General features: G+C 48.1%; 15 protein-coding genes. All 15 read right to left on the reverse strand.

Annotated features, from left to right (window positions below):
• Positions 1–4 precede the first annotated feature (4 nt).
• Positions 5–2,200, reverse strand: coding sequence for a translation initiation factor IF-2 (gene infB / locus KNP03_RS06040; protein ID WP_214826722.1), 2,196 nt, complete (start codon positions 2,198–2,200; stop codon positions 5–7).
• A gap of 21 nt (positions 2,201–2,221) precedes the next feature.
• Entirely contained in the window at positions 2,222–2,518 is a 297-nt protein-coding gene (locus tag KNP03_RS06045; RefSeq protein ID WP_214826725.1) for a YlxQ family RNA-binding protein, read from the reverse strand.
• The gene (gene rnpM, locus KNP03_RS06050) at positions 2,515–2,787 is read right to left on the reverse strand and encodes an RNase P modulator RnpM (protein WP_214826728.1); all 273 of its coding nucleotides are present in this window, start codon (positions 2,785–2,787) and stop codon (positions 2,515–2,517) included. Before rnpM ends, KNP03_RS06045 begins: the two co-directional genes overlap by 4 nt.
• A gap of 2 nt (positions 2,788–2,789) precedes the next feature.
• Positions 2,790–3,953: a transcription termination factor NusA gene (gene nusA / locus KNP03_RS06055; protein ID WP_214826731.1), complete on the reverse strand. Its 1,164-nt coding sequence runs from the start codon at positions 3,951–3,953 to the stop codon at positions 2,790–2,792.
• Between the two features lie 12 nt (positions 3,954–3,965).
• On the reverse strand, positions 3,966–4,436 hold the full coding sequence (gene rimP / locus KNP03_RS06060; RefSeq protein ID WP_214826733.1) for a ribosome maturation factor RimP: 471 nt from the start codon (positions 4,434–4,436) through the stop codon (positions 3,966–3,968).
• 119 nt (positions 4,437–4,555) lie between these two features.
• A complete protein-coding gene (locus KNP03_RS06065) occupies positions 4,556–8,851 on the reverse strand; it encodes a PolC-type DNA polymerase III (RefSeq protein WP_214826736.1) in 4,296 nt (1,431 codons plus the stop codon).
• Positions 8,852–8,922: 71 nt separating this feature from the next.
• Positions 8,923–10,623 carry a proline--tRNA ligase gene (locus KNP03_RS06070; RefSeq protein WP_214828262.1) on the reverse strand — a complete coding sequence of 567 codons (1,701 nt, stop codon included), beginning with the start codon at positions 10,621–10,623 and terminating at the stop codon, positions 8,923–8,925.
• Positions 10,624–10,654: 31 nt separating this feature from the next.
• Positions 10,655–11,905: an RIP metalloprotease RseP gene (gene rseP, locus KNP03_RS06075; protein ID WP_214826737.1), complete on the reverse strand. Its 1,251-nt coding sequence runs from the start codon at positions 11,903–11,905 to the stop codon at positions 10,655–10,657.
• Between the two features lie 3 nt (positions 11,906–11,908).
• Positions 11,909–13,066, reverse strand: coding sequence for a 1-deoxy-D-xylulose-5-phosphate reductoisomerase (gene dxr / locus KNP03_RS06080; protein WP_214826739.1), 1,158 nt, complete (start codon positions 13,064–13,066; stop codon positions 11,909–11,911).
• Positions 13,067–13,079: 13 nt separating this feature from the next.
• Positions 13,080–13,877, reverse strand: a complete 798-nt coding sequence (locus KNP03_RS06085) for a phosphatidate cytidylyltransferase (RefSeq protein ID WP_214826741.1) — start codon at positions 13,875–13,877, stop codon at positions 13,080–13,082.
• A gap of 1 nt (position 13,878) precedes the next feature.
• On the reverse strand, positions 13,879–14,616 hold the full coding sequence (locus KNP03_RS06090) for an isoprenyl transferase (protein ID WP_214826753.1): 738 nt from the start codon (positions 14,614–14,616) through the stop codon (positions 13,879–13,881).
• 84 nt (positions 14,617–14,700) lie between these two features.
• Positions 14,701–15,261: a ribosome recycling factor gene (gene frr, locus KNP03_RS06095; protein WP_214826755.1), complete on the reverse strand. Its 561-nt coding sequence runs from the start codon at positions 15,259–15,261 to the stop codon at positions 14,701–14,703.
• Entirely contained in the window at positions 15,258–15,983 is a 726-nt protein-coding gene (gene pyrH / locus KNP03_RS06100) for a UMP kinase (RefSeq protein ID WP_214826758.1), read from the reverse strand. Before pyrH ends, frr begins: the two co-directional genes overlap by 4 nt.
• 110 nt (positions 15,984–16,093) lie before the next feature.
• Positions 16,094–16,975, reverse strand: a complete 882-nt coding sequence (tsf, locus tag KNP03_RS06105; RefSeq protein WP_214826761.1) for a translation elongation factor Ts — start codon at positions 16,973–16,975, stop codon at positions 16,094–16,096.
• Positions 16,976–17,092: 117 nt separating this feature from the next.
• Positions 17,093–17,833, reverse strand: a complete 741-nt coding sequence (gene rpsB / locus KNP03_RS06110) for a 30S ribosomal protein S2 (protein WP_015881415.1) — start codon at positions 17,831–17,833, stop codon at positions 17,093–17,095.
• Between the last annotated feature and the right edge of the window lie 138 nt (positions 17,834–17,971).

Consider the following 17,971-nt stretch of genomic DNA (forward strand, 5'->3'; position numbering starts at 1 on the left):
TACATTATTTACGTTCGACTTCTTTCATGACGAACGCTTCGATGATATCGTCGACTTTAATATCGTCGAATTTCTCAACTTTAATTCCACACTCGTATCCTGTTGCCACTTCTTTCACGTCATCTTTGAAGCGACGAAGCGTATCAAGTTTACCTTCGTACACCACGATTCCGTTACGAATGACACGGACACCAGCGTCGCGTGTGATTTTACCTTCTGTGACGTAACATCCGGCAATGGTACCGACTTTCGATACCTTGAAGACGTCACGTACTTCGACTTGACCTGTGATCTCTTCGACGAACTCAGGATCAAGCATCCCTTTCATCGCGCTCTCGATTTCTTCGATTGCGTTGTAGATGATGCGGTGGAGACGCATTTCAACACTTTCCTGCTCCGCCATCGAGCGGGCGTTTCCGTCTGGACGGACGTTGAACCCGATAATGATTGCATTTGCAGCAGAAGCGAGGATGACATCCCCTTCTGTGATCGCACCGACACCTTGGTGAACGATGTTAACTTTTACGCCTTCGACGTCAATCTTGCGAAGTGAACCGGCCAACGCTTCAGCTGAACCTTGTACGTCCGCTTTAATGATGACGTTCAAGTCTTTCACTTCACCTTCCTGAATACGGCTGAACAAGTCGTCAAGGCTGACTTTCGCTGATTCACGGCGCTGTGATTCAAGGTAACGTTGGTAACGTTTTTCACCGATTGCACGGGCTTTCTTCTCATCTTCGAAGACGATGAACTGGTCACCGGCTTGTGGCACATCGTTTAATCCTGTGATTTCGATTGGCGTCGATGGACCAACTTCTTTCACACGACGTCCGATGTCATTGACCATCGCCCGGACACGACCGAACGTGTTCCCGACAACGATTGAATCCCCGATCCGAAGCGTACCGTGTTGTACGAGAAGTGTCGCGACCGGTCCACGGCCTTTGTCGAGTTTCGCTTCGATGACCGTTCCACGTGCCGGCATGTCAGCTGTTGATTTATATTCTTCTACCTCTGACACGAGGAGAATCATTTCGAGCAACTCATCGATTCCCTCACCTTTAAGTGCTGAAATCGGAACGAAGATCGTTTCGCCGCCCCATTCTTCCGGAATGAGACCAAACTCTGTCAATTCTTGTTTGACGCGGTCTGGGTTTGCGCCTTCTTTGTCCATTTTGTTGACTGCAACGATGATCGGAACGTTTGCCGCTTTTGCGTGCGAAATCGCCTCTTCTGTTTGCGGCATGACGCCATCGTCTGCTGCGACAACAATAATCGCGATATCCGTCACTTCAGCACCGCGGGCACGCATCGTCGTGAACGCCGCGTGTCCAGGTGTATCAAGGAACGTGATTTTCTTATCATTGACTTCGACTTGATAAGCACCGATATGCTGTGTGATTCCACCAGCCTCGCCCGCAACGACTTTCGTGTTACGAATCGAGTCAAGTAGCGTCGTTTTACCGTGGTCGACGTGACCCATGATGGTCACGACTGCCGGACGTTCTTCCAGCTCGTATTCAGAGAAATCGATTTCGACCGTCTCGAAATCCGTCTCATCGACGACGACTTCTTTTTCCACTTCATATCCGAACTCGGCTGCGAGCAACTCGATCGTCTCGTCATCGAGTGTCTGGTTAATCGTAGCCATGACACCCATACCCATCAACTTCATGATGATTTCGTTCGGCTTCTTATTCATTTTCGAAGCAAGATCGGCTACGCTGAGTGCTTCATCATACTTGATGACATTACCCATTTCAGCTTCTTGAGCGAGTCGAGCTGCTTTCCGTTGACTCGTCTTCGAGTTTGGATCGGCTTCTTGTGGCACAGCCGCTTTTGCCGGCTTGCCTTTGCCTTTCCCTTTGCCACGTTTTTTGTTGCGTGGGTCGTTATTGCGGTTGTCGTTGCGGTTTTGGCCGCCACGGTTCCCTTGCGCATTTTGTGGGCGTGCTTTCGGTGTTTCTTTCTTCTCTTGTTTTTCGTTTTTCGGACGATCAGCCGCCGGTTTCGTTTCCGCTTTTTTCTCTGCGGCACGGTACTTCTCTGGGTTGAAGACGCGGTCCAATTGTTTGACCGTCTCCTCATCAAGAACAGCCATGTGGTTCTTCACCGGCTTGTTCAATTTTTCTAATTGAGTAATGACTTGTTTACTCGTTACATTCTGTTCTTTTGCAAATTCATAGACGCGTTTTCCCAAAGCATCCACCTCCGTTAATAGTTAAGAGAGAAGTTGCTTAAGCTTGTTCGCAAATCCGGATTCTGTCACAGACACGACGACGCGCATGTCTTTCCCTAAAGCGGCGCCAATTGTATAACGGTCGCTCACTTCAATGAGCGGGACATGATACGACGTACATTTGTCGGTCACCCGTTTTTTCGTAGACGCTCCTGCATCACCGGCAAGAATGACGAGCTTGGCTCGACCAGCTCGGACATCCTTCAATACAAACTCTTCTCCCATCGTTACCTTCCTCGCTCTAGCAGCAAGGCCTAACAATGATTCCCATTGGTTCATGATTCTGCACCCGTGACAGCTTGTTTCAACTGTTCATACAAGTCATCGCTCGTTTTTACTTTCAACTGATGGTCGAGTGTTCGTTTTTTCTCAGCTAAACGAATCACGTCTATGTCTTTTGATAAGTAAGCACCTCGACCGTTCATCTTCCCGGTCAAATCGATGACGACTTCACCTTCGGGCGTCCGAACGACACGAATCAATTCTTTCTTCGGGAGCATTTCTTGTGTGACCACACACTTACGCAAAGGAAGTTTCTTTTGCTTCATGGTCATTCCTCTTCTTTCACCACAGTTGTTTCGACTGAAGCATCTGATAAGTCTTGTTCACTTTCATTTTGAACAATTTCCGGCTCTGATTCAACTTTTTCAGCGAACGTGTCGAACAAGTCTAATGCTTGTGCATCCGTCTCGCTCTTGATGTCGATCTTCCAGCCTGTCAATTTCGCGGCAAGACGCGCGTTCTGTCCACGCTTCCCGATTGCGAGCGACAATTGATAGTCCGGTACGACGACCGTCGTCGATTTCGCCGGTTCGTTTACATAGACAGCTACGACCTGAGCTGGGCTAAGGGCGTTGCGGACGAACTCTTTCGGGTCCTCCGACCAGCGGACGATGTCAATTTTCTCTCCATTGAGCTCATCGACGATTGTTTGGACACGTTGTCCTTTCGGACCAACACATGCCCCGACCGGGTCGACGATATCAGAATGAACCGCAATCTTCGAACGGTCTCCCGCTTCACGAGACACGGACATGACGTCAACCGTACCGTTTGAAATCTCAGGTACTTCGAGTTCGAACAGACGGCGTAAAAGACCCGGATGAGTTCGTGATACTTGAATCGCAGCACCAGAACCTTTTGTCGTCGAATCAACTTTTGTGACGTATACTTTGATGCGGTCATGAATCTGATACGACTCGTTTGGCATCTGTTCGTTCGGCGTCAACACGGCTTCGATGTTGTTCTCGAGACCGATGTAAAGATTGCGTGGGTCAAAGCGTTCCACAATCCCTGTCATGATTTCGTCTTCTTTGTCAGCAAAATGGTTATAAATGCGTTCACGTTCCGCTTCACGCATTTTTTGTGTGACGACTTGTTTTGCTGTCATCGCTGCGACACGACCGAAATCGCTCGGAGTCACTTCTTCTTTATGGAAATCACCAAGCTCATAGTTCGGATCGATTTCATGCGCCTCTTCTAATGAGAGTTGCTGATCCGGTTGTGTGAGTCGCTCCACGACTTCAAGAAGTGCGTAAACGCGAATATCACCCGTCACCTGGTCGAACTCCACTTTGACGTGTTCGTTCGGGTTTGCAACGTTGCGACGATACGCAGAAATAAGCGCTTGTTCGAGCGCATCGATGATAATATCTTTTTCAATTCCCTTTTCTTTTGCAATCTGTTCGATTGTTGTGAGTAATTGTGGACCCATCTTCTTCTCTCCTTAACTAAACGTGACCGCTAAACGGGCTTGTGCAATTTTTTCAACCGGTAGCGATACCGCTTTTTTTCTTGTCTTGATGCGAGTCTCGATCACGACCGTCTCCCCATCGTATGCCGTCAAAATACCTTCAAACTCTTTGGCACCATCGATCGGAGCGAACGTTTTCATGTAGACGTTCTTGCCTACCGCCCGTTCGAAATCACTCGGCTTTTTAAGTGGACGCTCCGCACCAGGACTCGAGACGTCAAGATAATAGGCTTGCTCGATTGGATCAGTTTCGTTCAGTTTTTCCGAGAGCTGTTCATTGATATTGACGCAATCGTCTAGATCGACGCCCCCCGGCTTATCAATATAGACGCGCAGGAACCAGTCCGGTCCTTCCTTCACGAATTCAACATCGACCAATTCCATGTTCTCACGTTCCACAATCGGCTGTGCGATTGCTTCAACGACTTCTGTTATTTTGGACACTCTCATCCCTCCTTCTGGCTTTTACATACAAGAAAGGAGTAGGGTCCCCTACTCCTTTCCGTCGTAGTATCCAACTTTGTTCGATACTAATATATCATATTTTCCCGATTTTCTGCAACTTACACCCCGAAATCAAAGAATGATAGTTGGTTCTCATCCGGCAACCCTTCAAGACACTTCATCGTATCCAGTGTCTCGATGACGGTTTTAGACAGTTTCGCCCGCTTGCGCAAATCCTCTTTCGATAAGAACTGACCTTCCGCTCTCGCCTCAACGATTGCTTTGGCTGCATTCGTCCCTAATCCGTCTACTGCGTTGAACGGCGGGATGAGCGTGTTCCCTTCAATCAAGAATTCCGTTGCGCTTGAACGGTATAAATCAATGTTTTGGAATTTCATTCCCCGCTCAAGCATCTCTAAGGCAAGTTCAAGGACGGTATGCAATCCTTTATCTTTCGCGGTCGCATCAAACCCTTTTTCTCGGATATCGGCCATGGCTTTCCGCACCGCCTGCGGTCCTTTGATCATCGCAGATAAATCAAAGTCGCCCGCCCGAACAGTGAAGTATGTCGCATAGTAAAGAATCGGGTGGTGCACTTTAAAGTAAGCGATCCGGACGGCCATCAAAACGTAGGCCGTCGCGTGGGCTTTCGGGAACATGTACTTGATTTTCTTACAGGAAGAAATGTACCATTCCGGCACCTCATTCGCCCGCATCTCCGATTCCATCTCGTCTGTGAGGCCTTTCCCTTTCCGAACAGACTCCATGATTTTAAAGGCGAACGACGGTTCGAGACCTGCGTAGATCAAGTAGACCATGATGTCATCCCGACAACCGATTACATCTTTCAGCTCACATGTCCCGTTGTAAATGAGTTCGTTCGCATTCCCGAGCCAAACGTCCGTACCGTGAGACAGACCTGAGATTTGAACAAGTTCCGAGAACGTGGACGGTTTCGTTTCCTCAAGCATTTGACGTACGAATTTCGTCCCGAACTCCGGAATCCCGAGTGTCCCGGTTTTTGATTCAATCTGTTCCGGTGTCACGCCGAGTACTTCCGGAGATGCGAAGATTTTCATAACCGTCGGATCATCCGTCGGGATCGTCTTCGGATCAATTCCGGATAAGTCCTGTAGCATCCGGATGACGGTCGGATCATCGTGTCCGAGAATATCAAGCTTCAACAAGTTGTCATGGATTGAGTGGAAGTCAAAGTGTGTCGTCTTCCATTCAGATGAATTATCATCGGCCGGATATTGAATCGGTGAAATGTCCGCAATATCCATGTAGTCCGGGACAACAATGATCCCCCCCGGGTGTTGACCGGTCGTCCGCTTGACGCCTGTGACACCCGAGACGAGCCGGTCGACTTCAGCGTTGCGGTAAATTTTATCATTCTCGGTCGCATATCCTTTCACGTATCCGTACGCTGTTTTATCGGCAATCGTTCCGATTGTTCCGGCACGATACACATACTCTTCTCCGAACAGCACTTTCGTATAAGCGTGCGCATGCGGCTGATACTCACCCGAGAAGTTCAAGTCGATATCCGGTACTTTATCTCCTTTGAACCCTAGGAACGTTTCGAACGGGATATCGTGTCCGTCTTTTTTATACCATGTGCCACATTCCGGGCATTCTTTGTCCGGTAAGTCATACCCCGACCCGACGGAACCGTCGTTGAAGAAATAAGAATGTTTACAATTCGGACAGACGTAATGCGGCGGCAACGGATTGACCTCTGTGATCTCGGTCATCGTCGCGACAAGACTCGACCCGACGGAACCACGGGAGCCGACGAGATAACCGTCATCGAGTGACTTTTTAACGAGTTTATGCGAAATCAAATAAATGACCGCAAATCCGTGACCGATGATGGATTTCAATTCTTTTTCAAGACGGGCTTCCACGATTTCCGGTAACTCGTCGCCGTAGATGGAGCGTGCCATGTCGTAGCTCATGTTGCGAACCTCGTCGTCAGCTCCTTCAATCTTCGGTGTATATAAATCATCCGGAATGATTTGGATCGATTCGATTTGGTCGGCGATGGCATTCGGGTTCGTGATGACAATTTCTTTTGCCAGCTCTTCCCCTAAGAACTTGAAGTCTTCCATCATCTCTTTTGTCGTCCGGAAGTGGGCGTGCGGCAACTCTTTACGTGTATTGATAAAGTTCGCCCCGCCCTGCGTACGAATCAAAATCTCACGATACGAGCGGTCAGACCGATCAAGATAATGAACATTTCCCGTCGCACATACCGGGCGCTCCGCCTTTTCGGCGACCCGGATGATCCGCTTGATGATTTCACGAAGTTCTAATTCATTCGCGACAATCTCTTTGTCGATCAAGTGCATATATAAGGCAGGGGGATGAATCTCGATAAAGTCATAGAAAGCCATCATTTTCTCGAGTTCATCATCTGACTTGTTGAGCGCGGCATCAAAAATCTCTCCGTTGTCACATGCTGAACCGATGAGCAAGCCTTCTCGGCGCTTTACGATCTCAGACCGTGGCATACGGGCCATGCGGTATAAATAATCAATATGCGAAAGTGAGATGAGTTCATATAAATGACGTAGACCCGGCTTCTTATTTTTCGCATAAATCGTCGCATGGAACGGTCGGATTTTCGAAACATCGCTTCCGACTTTCGCGTTCAGTGCGCGATGGGTGGTCATTTCAAACATTTGTTTCGCCAAGTCCAATAGTTTCATCAAAAGATACGCCGTCGCTTCCGCGTCATAAATCGCACGGTGGTGTTGGGTCAACTCGATATCAAATCGTTTGGCGAGCGTATTGAGTCGATGATTCTTCAACGTCGGCATCAGCGTACGGGCAAGTTCGAGCGTATCGATGACCGGATAGTCATCCGGCTCATGCCCTCCGCTCCGGAGCGTCGCCTCTAAAAAGCCCATATCGAAGGAAGCGTTATGCGCGACGAGGATACTGTCGCCGCACCATTCCACGAATTGCTTCGTGATAACTTCAGGATCCGGTTGACCTTGTACCATGTCATCCGTAATTCCCGTCAGTTCAATCGTTGTTGCAGAGAGCGCATGTTTCGGGTCGGCGAACGCCTCGAACCGATCGATGATTTCTCCGTCTTTAATTTTTACTCCGGCCAATTCAATGATCTTATTGTATACCGCTGAAAGTCCGGTCGTCTCTACGTCGAATACGACATAGGTCGCTTCATCGAGCGAGACGTCAGTCGCATTATAGGCGACCGGTACGCCGTCATTGACAACGTTCGCCTCTACACCGAACAACACTTTAATGTCGTTTTTCTTACCGGCATAATACGCTTCCGGGAATGCCTGAACACCGGCATGGTCGGTGATGGCGATGGCACGATGTCCCCATTTGGCCGCTCTTGATACGAGGGCAGAAACGTTTGTCACAGCATCCATTTGACTCATTTGAGTATGGGCGTGTAATTCAACCCGTTTTTCTCCCGCCCATTCATCGCGTGGCGGTTCCACTTTCACTTCTTGAAGTTGCGAGGCCATCATACACAATTCACGCATAAATGTATCATCTTCGACACGACCGGCCGCTTGAATCCACATCCCTTTTTTGACCGCACTCAGCATCCGGTCGTCATCATCGTCTCTGGCAAACACTTTGACGATGAGCGAGTCGGTGTAATCGGTCATTTTAAACGTGAACAGCTTTTTGCCGCTCTTCAGTTCTTTCCGTTCAGCCGAGAAGACCAGACCGCGTATCGCGACCCGTCGTTCCTCTTCGACAATCGTCTTGATCGGGACGATTTCATCTTTGATCAAAGCACCCATCCGGACTTCCGTAATCGGTTCTTCGCTCGATGACTCGGTCGCTTTCGCAAATTGGGCCGCGAGTGCCATCTTCGCCTGCTCGATATCTTCTTGAACAACTTGTTCGCGAAGCGCCTGATTGGCTTCCGCGTCTTCAGAGAAGTGTGCCTGACACGGTTTTTTGGTGAATCCGTAGGCACTATAGAGCGCTTGAACTTCTTGGCACAGCTCTTTATCCACATAGTTCGCTTCCGGTGCAGATCGAACCGGAATGAGAAGTTTGTTTTGCTCAAAGCGTGGCGTGACAGATGCGAAATAGGTGCGCATCGCTCCGGACACTTGACTCAATTCACTGACGATTCGCGGCCAGTAGTCGATATAATCCTGATCTGTCCCTCCGGCAGTCGTCGAAAAGCGGGCGTACACCTCATCGGCAAATGACGCATAGCGGCTCTCCAGTCGACTTATGAATAGTTGGTACAGTTCATACGGCAAAACTTGGGCAAGGTGAAAATAAAACGTCCACGTCCGTCGTTGTTTATTGACGACGAGCCGGGATAACTCCGCCCCATCAAATAAATCTGTCTCGGTCGTAATCCCGAGGTCATTTAGTAATAAAAGCATTTTTTGGTTTGCTTCCACGGGTAAGTCGTCCCCCCTTTTCGCATTCTCGACAAATGAAGGTGACCGCTTTCGCTGTCACCTTCATCGATTTAATGCGTCTCTTTGAATTTCTCTGCAAGTACTTGCTTCAATTCGTCGACGGATGTTTCCACTACTTCACCAGTAGCACGTACTTTCACTTCTACGATTCCTTCTGCCGCTTTTTTCCCGACATTGACCCGGAGTGGAATTCCGATCAAGTCAGCATCCGCGAACTTCACGCCGGCACGTTCTTTACGGTCATCAAATAACACATCGTAAGTGGCACCAAGTTCCGTGTACAAGCGGTTCGAAAGCTCGAGTTGTGTCTCATCTTTTGCGTTAATGGCAATGAGATGTACCTCAAACGGTGCAACATTACGTGGCCAAATCATTCCGCGGTCGTCATGGTGTTGTTCCACGACTGCCGATAGCGTCCGTGAAACACCAATGCCGTAACATCCCATGATGAGTGGCTCTGCGCGGCCTTCTTCATTTAAGAACGTTGCGCCCATCGATTCAGAGTAACGCGTTCCAAGCTTGAACACTTGGCCGACTTCAATCCCGCGTGCGAAACGAACCGGGCCAGACTCGTCCGCTGCCATGTCCCCTTCGACAATGAAGCGGAGGTCATGGTATGTCAAGTGGGATAAGTCACGCTCTGCATTCACGTGAACGAAATGCGTATTCGCTTCATTCGCGCCACATACCGCATCGACCAAGTATTTGACCGCATAGTCCGCGACAACTTTGACCGGGGCATGAATCGGTCCGAGTGTCCCTGGCTCACAGCCGAACAATTCTACGATTTTCGCGTCGTCTTCCAATTGAATATCCAGTCCGCCTAAAGCATTTTTCACTTTGACTTCGTTCGCTTCATGATCGCCACGCACGATTGCCATGACCGTTTCACCGTCGACGTTGAACAATACCGATTTGATTGTCGTTTTCGGATCAACGTTCAAGAAACGTGCCACGTCCTCAATCGTCTTGTTGTCTTCTGTATCGACCTTTTCAAGCGGCTTAACGTCCGCTTGTTGCATGTCATAACGGTCAAGCGTCTCCGCCATCTCGATGTTTGCAGCATAGTTGGACGAATCCGTATATACGATCGTATCCTCACCAATTTCAGCGAGCGCTTGGAACTCATGCGTATCTTTTCCGCCGATTGCGCCTGAGTCCGCAACAACCGGGCGATATTTGAGGCCCGTACGGTCAAAGATCCGTGAATACGCGTTATACATGTTCGTGTACTCTTCATCTAAGTCTTCCTGCGTTGCATGGAACGAATAGGCGTCCTTCATCAAAAACTCACGTCCACGAAGCAAGCCGAAACGTGGTCGGCGCTCATCACGATATTTTGTTTGAATCTGATAAAGGTTGACCGGAAGTTTTTTATAAGAATTGAGCTCATCCCGTACAATCGACGTAATCAATTCCTCATGTGTTGCACCGAGGGCAAACCGGCGGTCATGACGGTCAGTTAGACGCATCAATTCCGGACCATAAATATCCCAACGTCCAGTCTCCTCCCACAATTCAGCAGGCTGAATGGCCGGCATCAAGAGTTCTTGTGCACCGGCACGATTCATTTCTTCACGGATAATTTGTTGGATCTTTTGTAATACACGATATCCGAGCGGGAGGTACGAGTAAATTCCCGCCGCATTTTGACGAATAAACCCACCACGAACGAGTAGCTGATGGCTGACCGCTTCTGCGTCAGCAGGCACTTCTCTCAGTGTAGGAATTAACAATCTGGATTGTTTCATAAAGTTCAACGTTTCCCTTCTCTACCAAACATTATTTAAAAAATGATTGAATGTCGTTCCATGTGACAATCAACATGAGAATCATCAATAAAGCAAAGCCGATGAAGTGGACGAACCCTTCCTTTTTCGGGTCGACCGGACGTCCCCGGATTGCTTCGAATAGTAGGAAAATCAGACGACCACCATCTAATGCCGGAAGTGGCAGCAAGTTAAAGATTGCCAGGTTAACCGAAAGGAGCGCCGTCCAGTTCATTAACATGACGAGTCCGCTCGCTGCGACTTCGTCCGTCATGCGAACGATTCCGACCGGTCCTGCCAGTTGATCAACCCCTACCTGACCTGTCACCAAATCTCCGACGGCTGAGAAAATCAACGTCGACATCGTCCACGTCGTTTCCGCTCCAGTGGTTACGGCTTTGACAGGAGAGCGTTCCAGTGCGTTTGTGACACCAAGAATACCGACAGTCTCCCCGTTCTGCTCGACGCCTTGAGGTGTGAGTGTCACGGTTTCTTCTTCCCCGTCGCGGAGAAACGTCACTTCTGTCGGGGTGTCCGCGCGATCTGCAAGCGCTCCGCGTAAATCAATCCAATCCTGAATCGATTGACCTTCGATCGAAACGATTTCGTCACCGCTCATAAGACCCGCCTCGTCGGCCGCCGAGTCAGGCTGCACCGTGCCGATTTGACCGTCATTCGTCGGGGTCCCTTGAACAAGACCGACGATGACCAGCAAAATGAAAGCCAGTACAAAGTTCATCGCCGGGCCGGCTGCGATTGCTAAAAAGCGTTTCCAGACAGACTGGGCACCAAACGTCCGATCATGTGGCGCAATTTGAATCTCCATACCTTGGTCGACAAGAAGTGTGTCGCGCTCAAGATGAAACACACGCACTTCTTCATCGATCAATAATTGAATCTTCAATTCATGCGTGTCGTCGAATTTATCAACAGTGCCGACGACTTGAACATCCTTTGCAGCATCCGGTTGAAAATAGATTCGATCAACCGTACCTTGCTCCGTTAAACGCAATCCTACGTGTTGACCGGCTTTCACTTCGATTGGCTCGAAGTCTTCACCCGCCATTTTGACGTAGCCCCCGATTGGGAGAATACGAATCGTGTAAAGTGTCTCATTTTTTCGGAACGATAAAATTTTCGGACCGAATCCAATCGCAAACTCGTGACAGAGAATCCCTGCCCGCTTCGCCATGACGAGGTGTCCCCATTCGTGTACCGAAATGAGCACTCCAAACATCAAAACGATGGCGATAAAAGTCGTCATGATTTATTCCCCACCTTCAATTCCTTGCTGAATCTGTTCACGCACCGTCCGATCGACTTCAAGAATTTGATCTAGTGTCGGTTCTTCAATGACCGTATGGTTGGTCATCGCTTGTTCGACGATTCGTTCAATCTCTAAGAAGGCGATTTTCCCTTGTAAAAACAGTTCTACGGCTATTTCGTTCGCTGCATTCAATACGGTCGGCATCGAGCCCCCTGCTCTTCCAGCCTCAAAGGCTAAACGGAGAGCCGGATACCGGTCAAAATCCGCTTCTTCAAAATGCAGCTTACCGATTTCCTTCAAGTTTAACCGCTTATTCCCTTCAATTTCAAGCCGCTTCGGTTCAGAGAGGGCATAGAGAATCGGTCCACGCATATCCGGGTTTCCAAGTTGCGCCATAACAGCCGCATCTTTGAACTCTACCATCGAATGGATGATGGATTCCCGATGTAGAATCACCTCAATATCATTATAATCGATATCGAATAACCAATGCGCTTCGATGACTTCAAGTCCTTTATTGAACATCGTCGCTGAATCGATGGTGATTTTAGCACCCATGGACCAGTTTGGATGGTTCAGCGCATCTTCAACCGTTACATGTTGCAACTCATCCCTCGTCCGGTCCCGGAAGCTTCCGCCTGAGGCAGTCAAGATGATTTTCGAGACATCCTCACGACGCTCACCATTTAAACATTGATAGATTGCAGAGTGTTCACTGTCGACTGGTAGCAAACGTACGCCATATTCCTTTACAGCCGCCTTGACGAGGTGCCCTGCCGTTACAAGGGTCTCTTTATTGGCGAGGGCGATATCTTTTCCTGCTTGAATCGCAGCAAGTGTCGGTTCAAGACCGACCGCTCCGACGACAGCTGTCACCACGATATCGGCCCGTTCAGCGGTCGCACATTCTACCAACCCCTCTAACCCGATATAATAGAGCGGCTCGTATGTAAGATGCGGTTTCAGCTGTTCAAGCACCTCAATACTTTTCGCCGATACATATTTTGGACGTAAGCGGTTGATCCACTCTTTTGCAATTTCAACATTTGTTCCGAATGCATAGGCTTCCAGTTCAAACAGATCGGGGTGCTGTTCGATTACATCACACGTTTGGACACCAATCGAACCGGTCGCCCCGATTAAGCTGATTCGCTTCATCTTGACACTCCTTTTATAGCAGATTAAATACCCAAATCACGGTGAAAACAGCAATCATGCTGTCGAATCGATCTAAAATCCCGCCGTGTCCCGGTAAGAGGTGACCTGAATCTTTCACGCCATACTGTCGTTTATAGGCAGATTGTACCAAATCGCCGAGTTGACCGACGACCGCGACAACCACAGCCAAAATGACTACTTCAAACACCGGTAAGATCGAATCGATGAAGACGAAGACCACTCCGACGACAATCGCCGAAATGATACCGCCGACCGCTCCTTCAATCGTTTTATTCGGACTGATCGATGGCCAGAGCTTGGTTTTTCCAATGGCTTTCCCTGTGAAATAGGCACCTGAGTCAGTCGCCCAAATCATAAATAAGACGAGTAGCACTTTTGACAAGCCATCTTCAGATAAGCGGACGAGTGCAAAACTTGAGAATCCGATGACGAGATATACCGCCGAGACGAAGTAGAAGCTTGCATCTTCATACGTGAAACGGTTCTTGGTCACGACCGTCCAAAATAGCAAGATGACAAGTCCAAGTACCATCCACTGTTCAATGGAGAACGGGAGGTCAGTCACCGAGATGTAGTTATTCAATAATAAAATCACGAATGGGAAGGCAACTAAAAGCGACGTCACCAAAAACGGTATGGCCACTAGTTTATGTTTGCGCATCATCGTAAATTCACTTAATCCAATCAAAGCAAGGATTCCCATCAACGTGACAAATGCACTGCCACCGAGTGCGATGACGGTGATGAAAATCGCGCCTGCCCAAAGTCCTGTAATGATTCGAGTTTTCATGTTACACCCCACCAAAACGTCGCGTGCGCGCGTTGTATGATTCAATCGCTTCTACAAAATGCTCACGCTTAAATTCCGGCCACAGCACTTCTGTGAAATGGAGCTCGGCGTATGCGCTTTGCCACAACAAAAAGTTTGAAAGACGTTGCTCCCCGCTCGTGCGGATAATCAGATCCACATCCTGCATCTGGGTCATCAACCGTTCACCGATCAGACAGTCATCAATCGCTTCAGGTTGAATCACTCCGGCCTTCACATCATAGGCAATGTCCCGCATCGCTTGCACGAGTTCATCCCGGCCGCCATAGTTTAAGGCAAATACGAGATCAAGACCTGTATTCGCGGCTGTACGCGTTCGCGCTTCGTCGACTGCTTCGCGCGTCTCACGTGGCAGCTTCGACGTATCACCCGCAACGAGCACCCGTACATTTTGAGCATGCAATTCCTTTAAATCTGTCTCTAAAAATTGTTTTGGAAGTTTCATTAAGAAACTGACCTCTTCTTCTGGTCGCGTCCAATTTTCTGTTGAGAACGCATAGAGCGTCAAAGACTGGATTCCAAGCTCTTGTGCAGTACGAACCGCCTCACGAATCGACTTCATCCCTTCCCGGTGACCCATGATGCGAGGAAGTCCACGCTTTTTCGCCCATCGTCCATTTCCATCCATGATGATGGCGACGTGCTCAGGGACGCTCAATTCTGCCTCGATTTTTGTTTTAGGATTCACCCATTTAAACATTCCACTGTCCTCCTGATTGTATGAAAGAGGGACCCTCTCAGAAAAAGGGTCCCCACACAGCTTTTTGGTATACCACTTCCGTGATTACACTTCCATGATTTCTTTTTCTTTCGTTGCTGCAGACTCATCAATCTTTTTGATATACGAATCCGTCAACGTTTGAACGTCTTCTGCATATCCGCGGAGATCGTCTTCAGTTAACTCGCCGTCTTTTTCGAGTTTTTTCAAGTTCTCATTTGCATCACGACGCACGTTACGAACCGCAACTTTCGCCTCTTCTGCATATTTTTTCGTTACTTTGACGAGCTCTTTACGACGCTCTTCTGTCAAAGCCGGGATTGCCAAACGGATGACCGTACCATCTGAAGATGGTGACAAGCCGAGATCTGCTTTTTGAATCGCTTTTTCGACTTCAGAAACCATTGATTTATCCCAAGGTTGAATCAAGAGTAAACGAGCTTCCGGCGTGTTAATGTTCGCCACTTGGTTAAGCGGCGTCGGCACACCATAGTATTCGACTTGTACTGGGTCCAAAATTGACGCACTCGCACGGCCTGTGCGAAGCGTTCCAAAGTCACGTTTTAATGATTCGTGTGCTTTTTCCATTTTTTCTTCAGCTGTTTTCAATACTTCGTTGACACTCATGAATTGACTCCTCCTACTACCGTCCCGATATGTTCCCCGAGTACGACACGTTTAATGTTTCCTTCTTCAAGCAATGAGAATACAATCAATGGAATATGATTGTCCATGCAAAGAGATGTCGCTGTTGAATCCATGACTTGAAGTCCGTCTTTTAACACGTCAAGGTATGATAATGTCTCATATTTGACTGCTGACGCATCCAATTTCGGATCGGCTGAATAGACACCATCCACATTGTTTTTGCCCATTAAAATGACATCTGCCTCGATCTCGGCGGCACGAAGTGCGGCAGTCGTATCTGTTGAGAAGTAAGGGTTCCCTGTTCCTGCAGCAAAGATGACGACTCGACCTTTCTCGAGATGACGCATCGCACGACGACGAATGTATGGTTCAGCGACTTGGCGCATTTCAATTGACGTTTGGACGCGCGTTTGGACACCGTATGTTTCAAGGCTATCTTGTAGAGCGAGTGAATTGAGCACTGTGGCAAGCATACCCATGTAATCAGCATTCGCCCGGTCCATACCGAGTTCACTGCCCGTCTTACCACGCCAAATGTTCCCTGCACCAACTACAACCGCGACTTCGACGCCCATCTCAACCAATTCTTTGATTTGACTTGAGATTGAATTGACGATGGTCGGGTCAATCCCGTACCCTTGATCTCCAGCGAGCGCTTCTCCACTCAATTTTAACACAATTCGATTATATTTCGGTTCCATAACTTTGCCTCCTCTTGCTTGAAAAAAGGGAACACGCTCCCTTAACGAACTAACTCAAGGTTATACAGACGTGTTCCCAGTTTTGATTGCATCACATGTGATGACGCAAATTATTTTTTAAGTTGGTTCATAACTTCTTCAGCAAAGTTATCTTCACGTTTTTCCATACCTTCGCCTACTTCGAAGCGTACGAACGAGTTGATTTTTCCGCCTTTAGATTCTACGTACTTACCAACTTTGAAGTCGCTGTCTTTAACGAACGTTTGGTCAACGAGGCAGATTTCCTCGAAGTACTTGTTCATACGACCAGCAATCATTTTCTCAACGATGTTAGCAGGTTTGCCTTCGTTAAGAGCTTGCTCAGTCAAGACTTTCTTCTCACGATCGATTTCTTCTGCAGAAACTTCGTCGCGTGTTGCGTAAAGCGGACGTGCTGCTGCAACGTGCATGGCAACGTCTTTTGCTACTGTTTCGTCAGATGTGCCATCGATGACAACAACTGTACCGATGCGACCACCCATGTGGAGGTACGTGCCGAATACTGCATCGTCAGCTTTTTCAAGAACAGCTACACGACGGAGCGAGATTTTCTCTCCGATTGTAGAAGCTTCTTCTTGAATGTACGTTTCAAGTGTTTTACCTGCTTCGTAGTCAGCTGCGAGTGCTGCTTCTGCAGTTGTTGCGCCTGAAGCGAGAACTGCTTTCGCTACGTTGTTCACGAGTGTTTGGAACTTCTCGTTTTTCGCAACGAAGTCTGTTTCTGAGTTGATTTCGACGAGCACAGCTTTGTTGCCTTCAACTGCTACTGCTGTCAAACCTTCAGCGGCGATACGATCGCCTTTTGCTGCTGCTTTTGCGATTCCTTTTTCACGAAGGAAGTCGATTGCTGCTTGCATGTCACCGTTTGTTTCAGTGAGTGCTTTTTTACAATCGAGCATACCTGCTCCTGTTTTTTCACGAAGTTCTTTTACCATTGCTGCTGTAACTGCCATCGGAAATTCCTCCTTGTAAAACTAACAAATTTTAAGAAAAGCACGAGGCTTTTTCGGATACGTGTCCTAAAAAAAGGTGATAAAAGGCTTTCCCTTTATCACCTATTGTCTCACTGATTACTCAGCTTCTGTAGCTTCAGCTTCTGTTGCTACAGCTTCTTCAGCAACTTCTTCTTCGCCTTGCTTCGCTTCGATGATTGCATCTGCCATCTTCGAAGTGAGCAATTTGACAGCACGGATTGCATCGTCGTTCGCTGGGATAACGTAGTCGATTTCATCTGGGTCACAGTTTGTATCGACGATCGCAACGATCGGGATGTTCAATTTGTGAGCTTCCGCGATTGCGATACGCTCTTTACGTGGGTCAACGATGAAGAGGGCATCAGGAACACCAGGCATGTCCTTGATTCCGCCGAGGAACTTCTCAAGACGAGTCATTTCTTTTTTCAAGATGATGACTTCTTTCTTAGGAAGTACTTCGAACGTACCGTCTTCTTCCATTTTTTCGAGTTGCTTCAAGCGGTTGATACGCTTTTTGATTGTTGAGAAGTTAGTGAGTGTTCCACCCAACCAACGTTCGTTGATGAAGAACATACCAGAACGGATTGCTTCTTCTTTGATTGTATCTTGAGCTTGTTTTTTCGTACCAACGAAAAGGACGTTTCCGCCTTCTGCTGCAAGTTCACGTACAAAGTTGTAAGCTTCGTCTACTTTTTTGACCGTTTTTTGAAGGTCGATGATGTAGATCCCGTTACGTTCTGTGAAGATGTATTTCGCCATTTTTGGGTTCCAACGGCGTGTTTGGTGACCGAAGTGTACACCAGCTTCAAGCAATTGCTTCATTGAAATTACTGCCATGATAAATTTCCTCCTTGTGGTTTAAAAAGTCCTCCGCCTCGTTCATTGTTGTATTCCGACCTTTCGGCACCGAGGAATATCATCCCGAGACGTGTGTGATGTGTTTAACACCGAGAACTACTATAGCATATGTCACCG

It is taken from the genome of Exiguobacterium algae (assembly GCF_018617875.1).
GTDB lineage: Bacteria > Bacillota > Bacilli > Exiguobacteriales > Exiguobacteriaceae > Exiguobacterium > Exiguobacterium algae.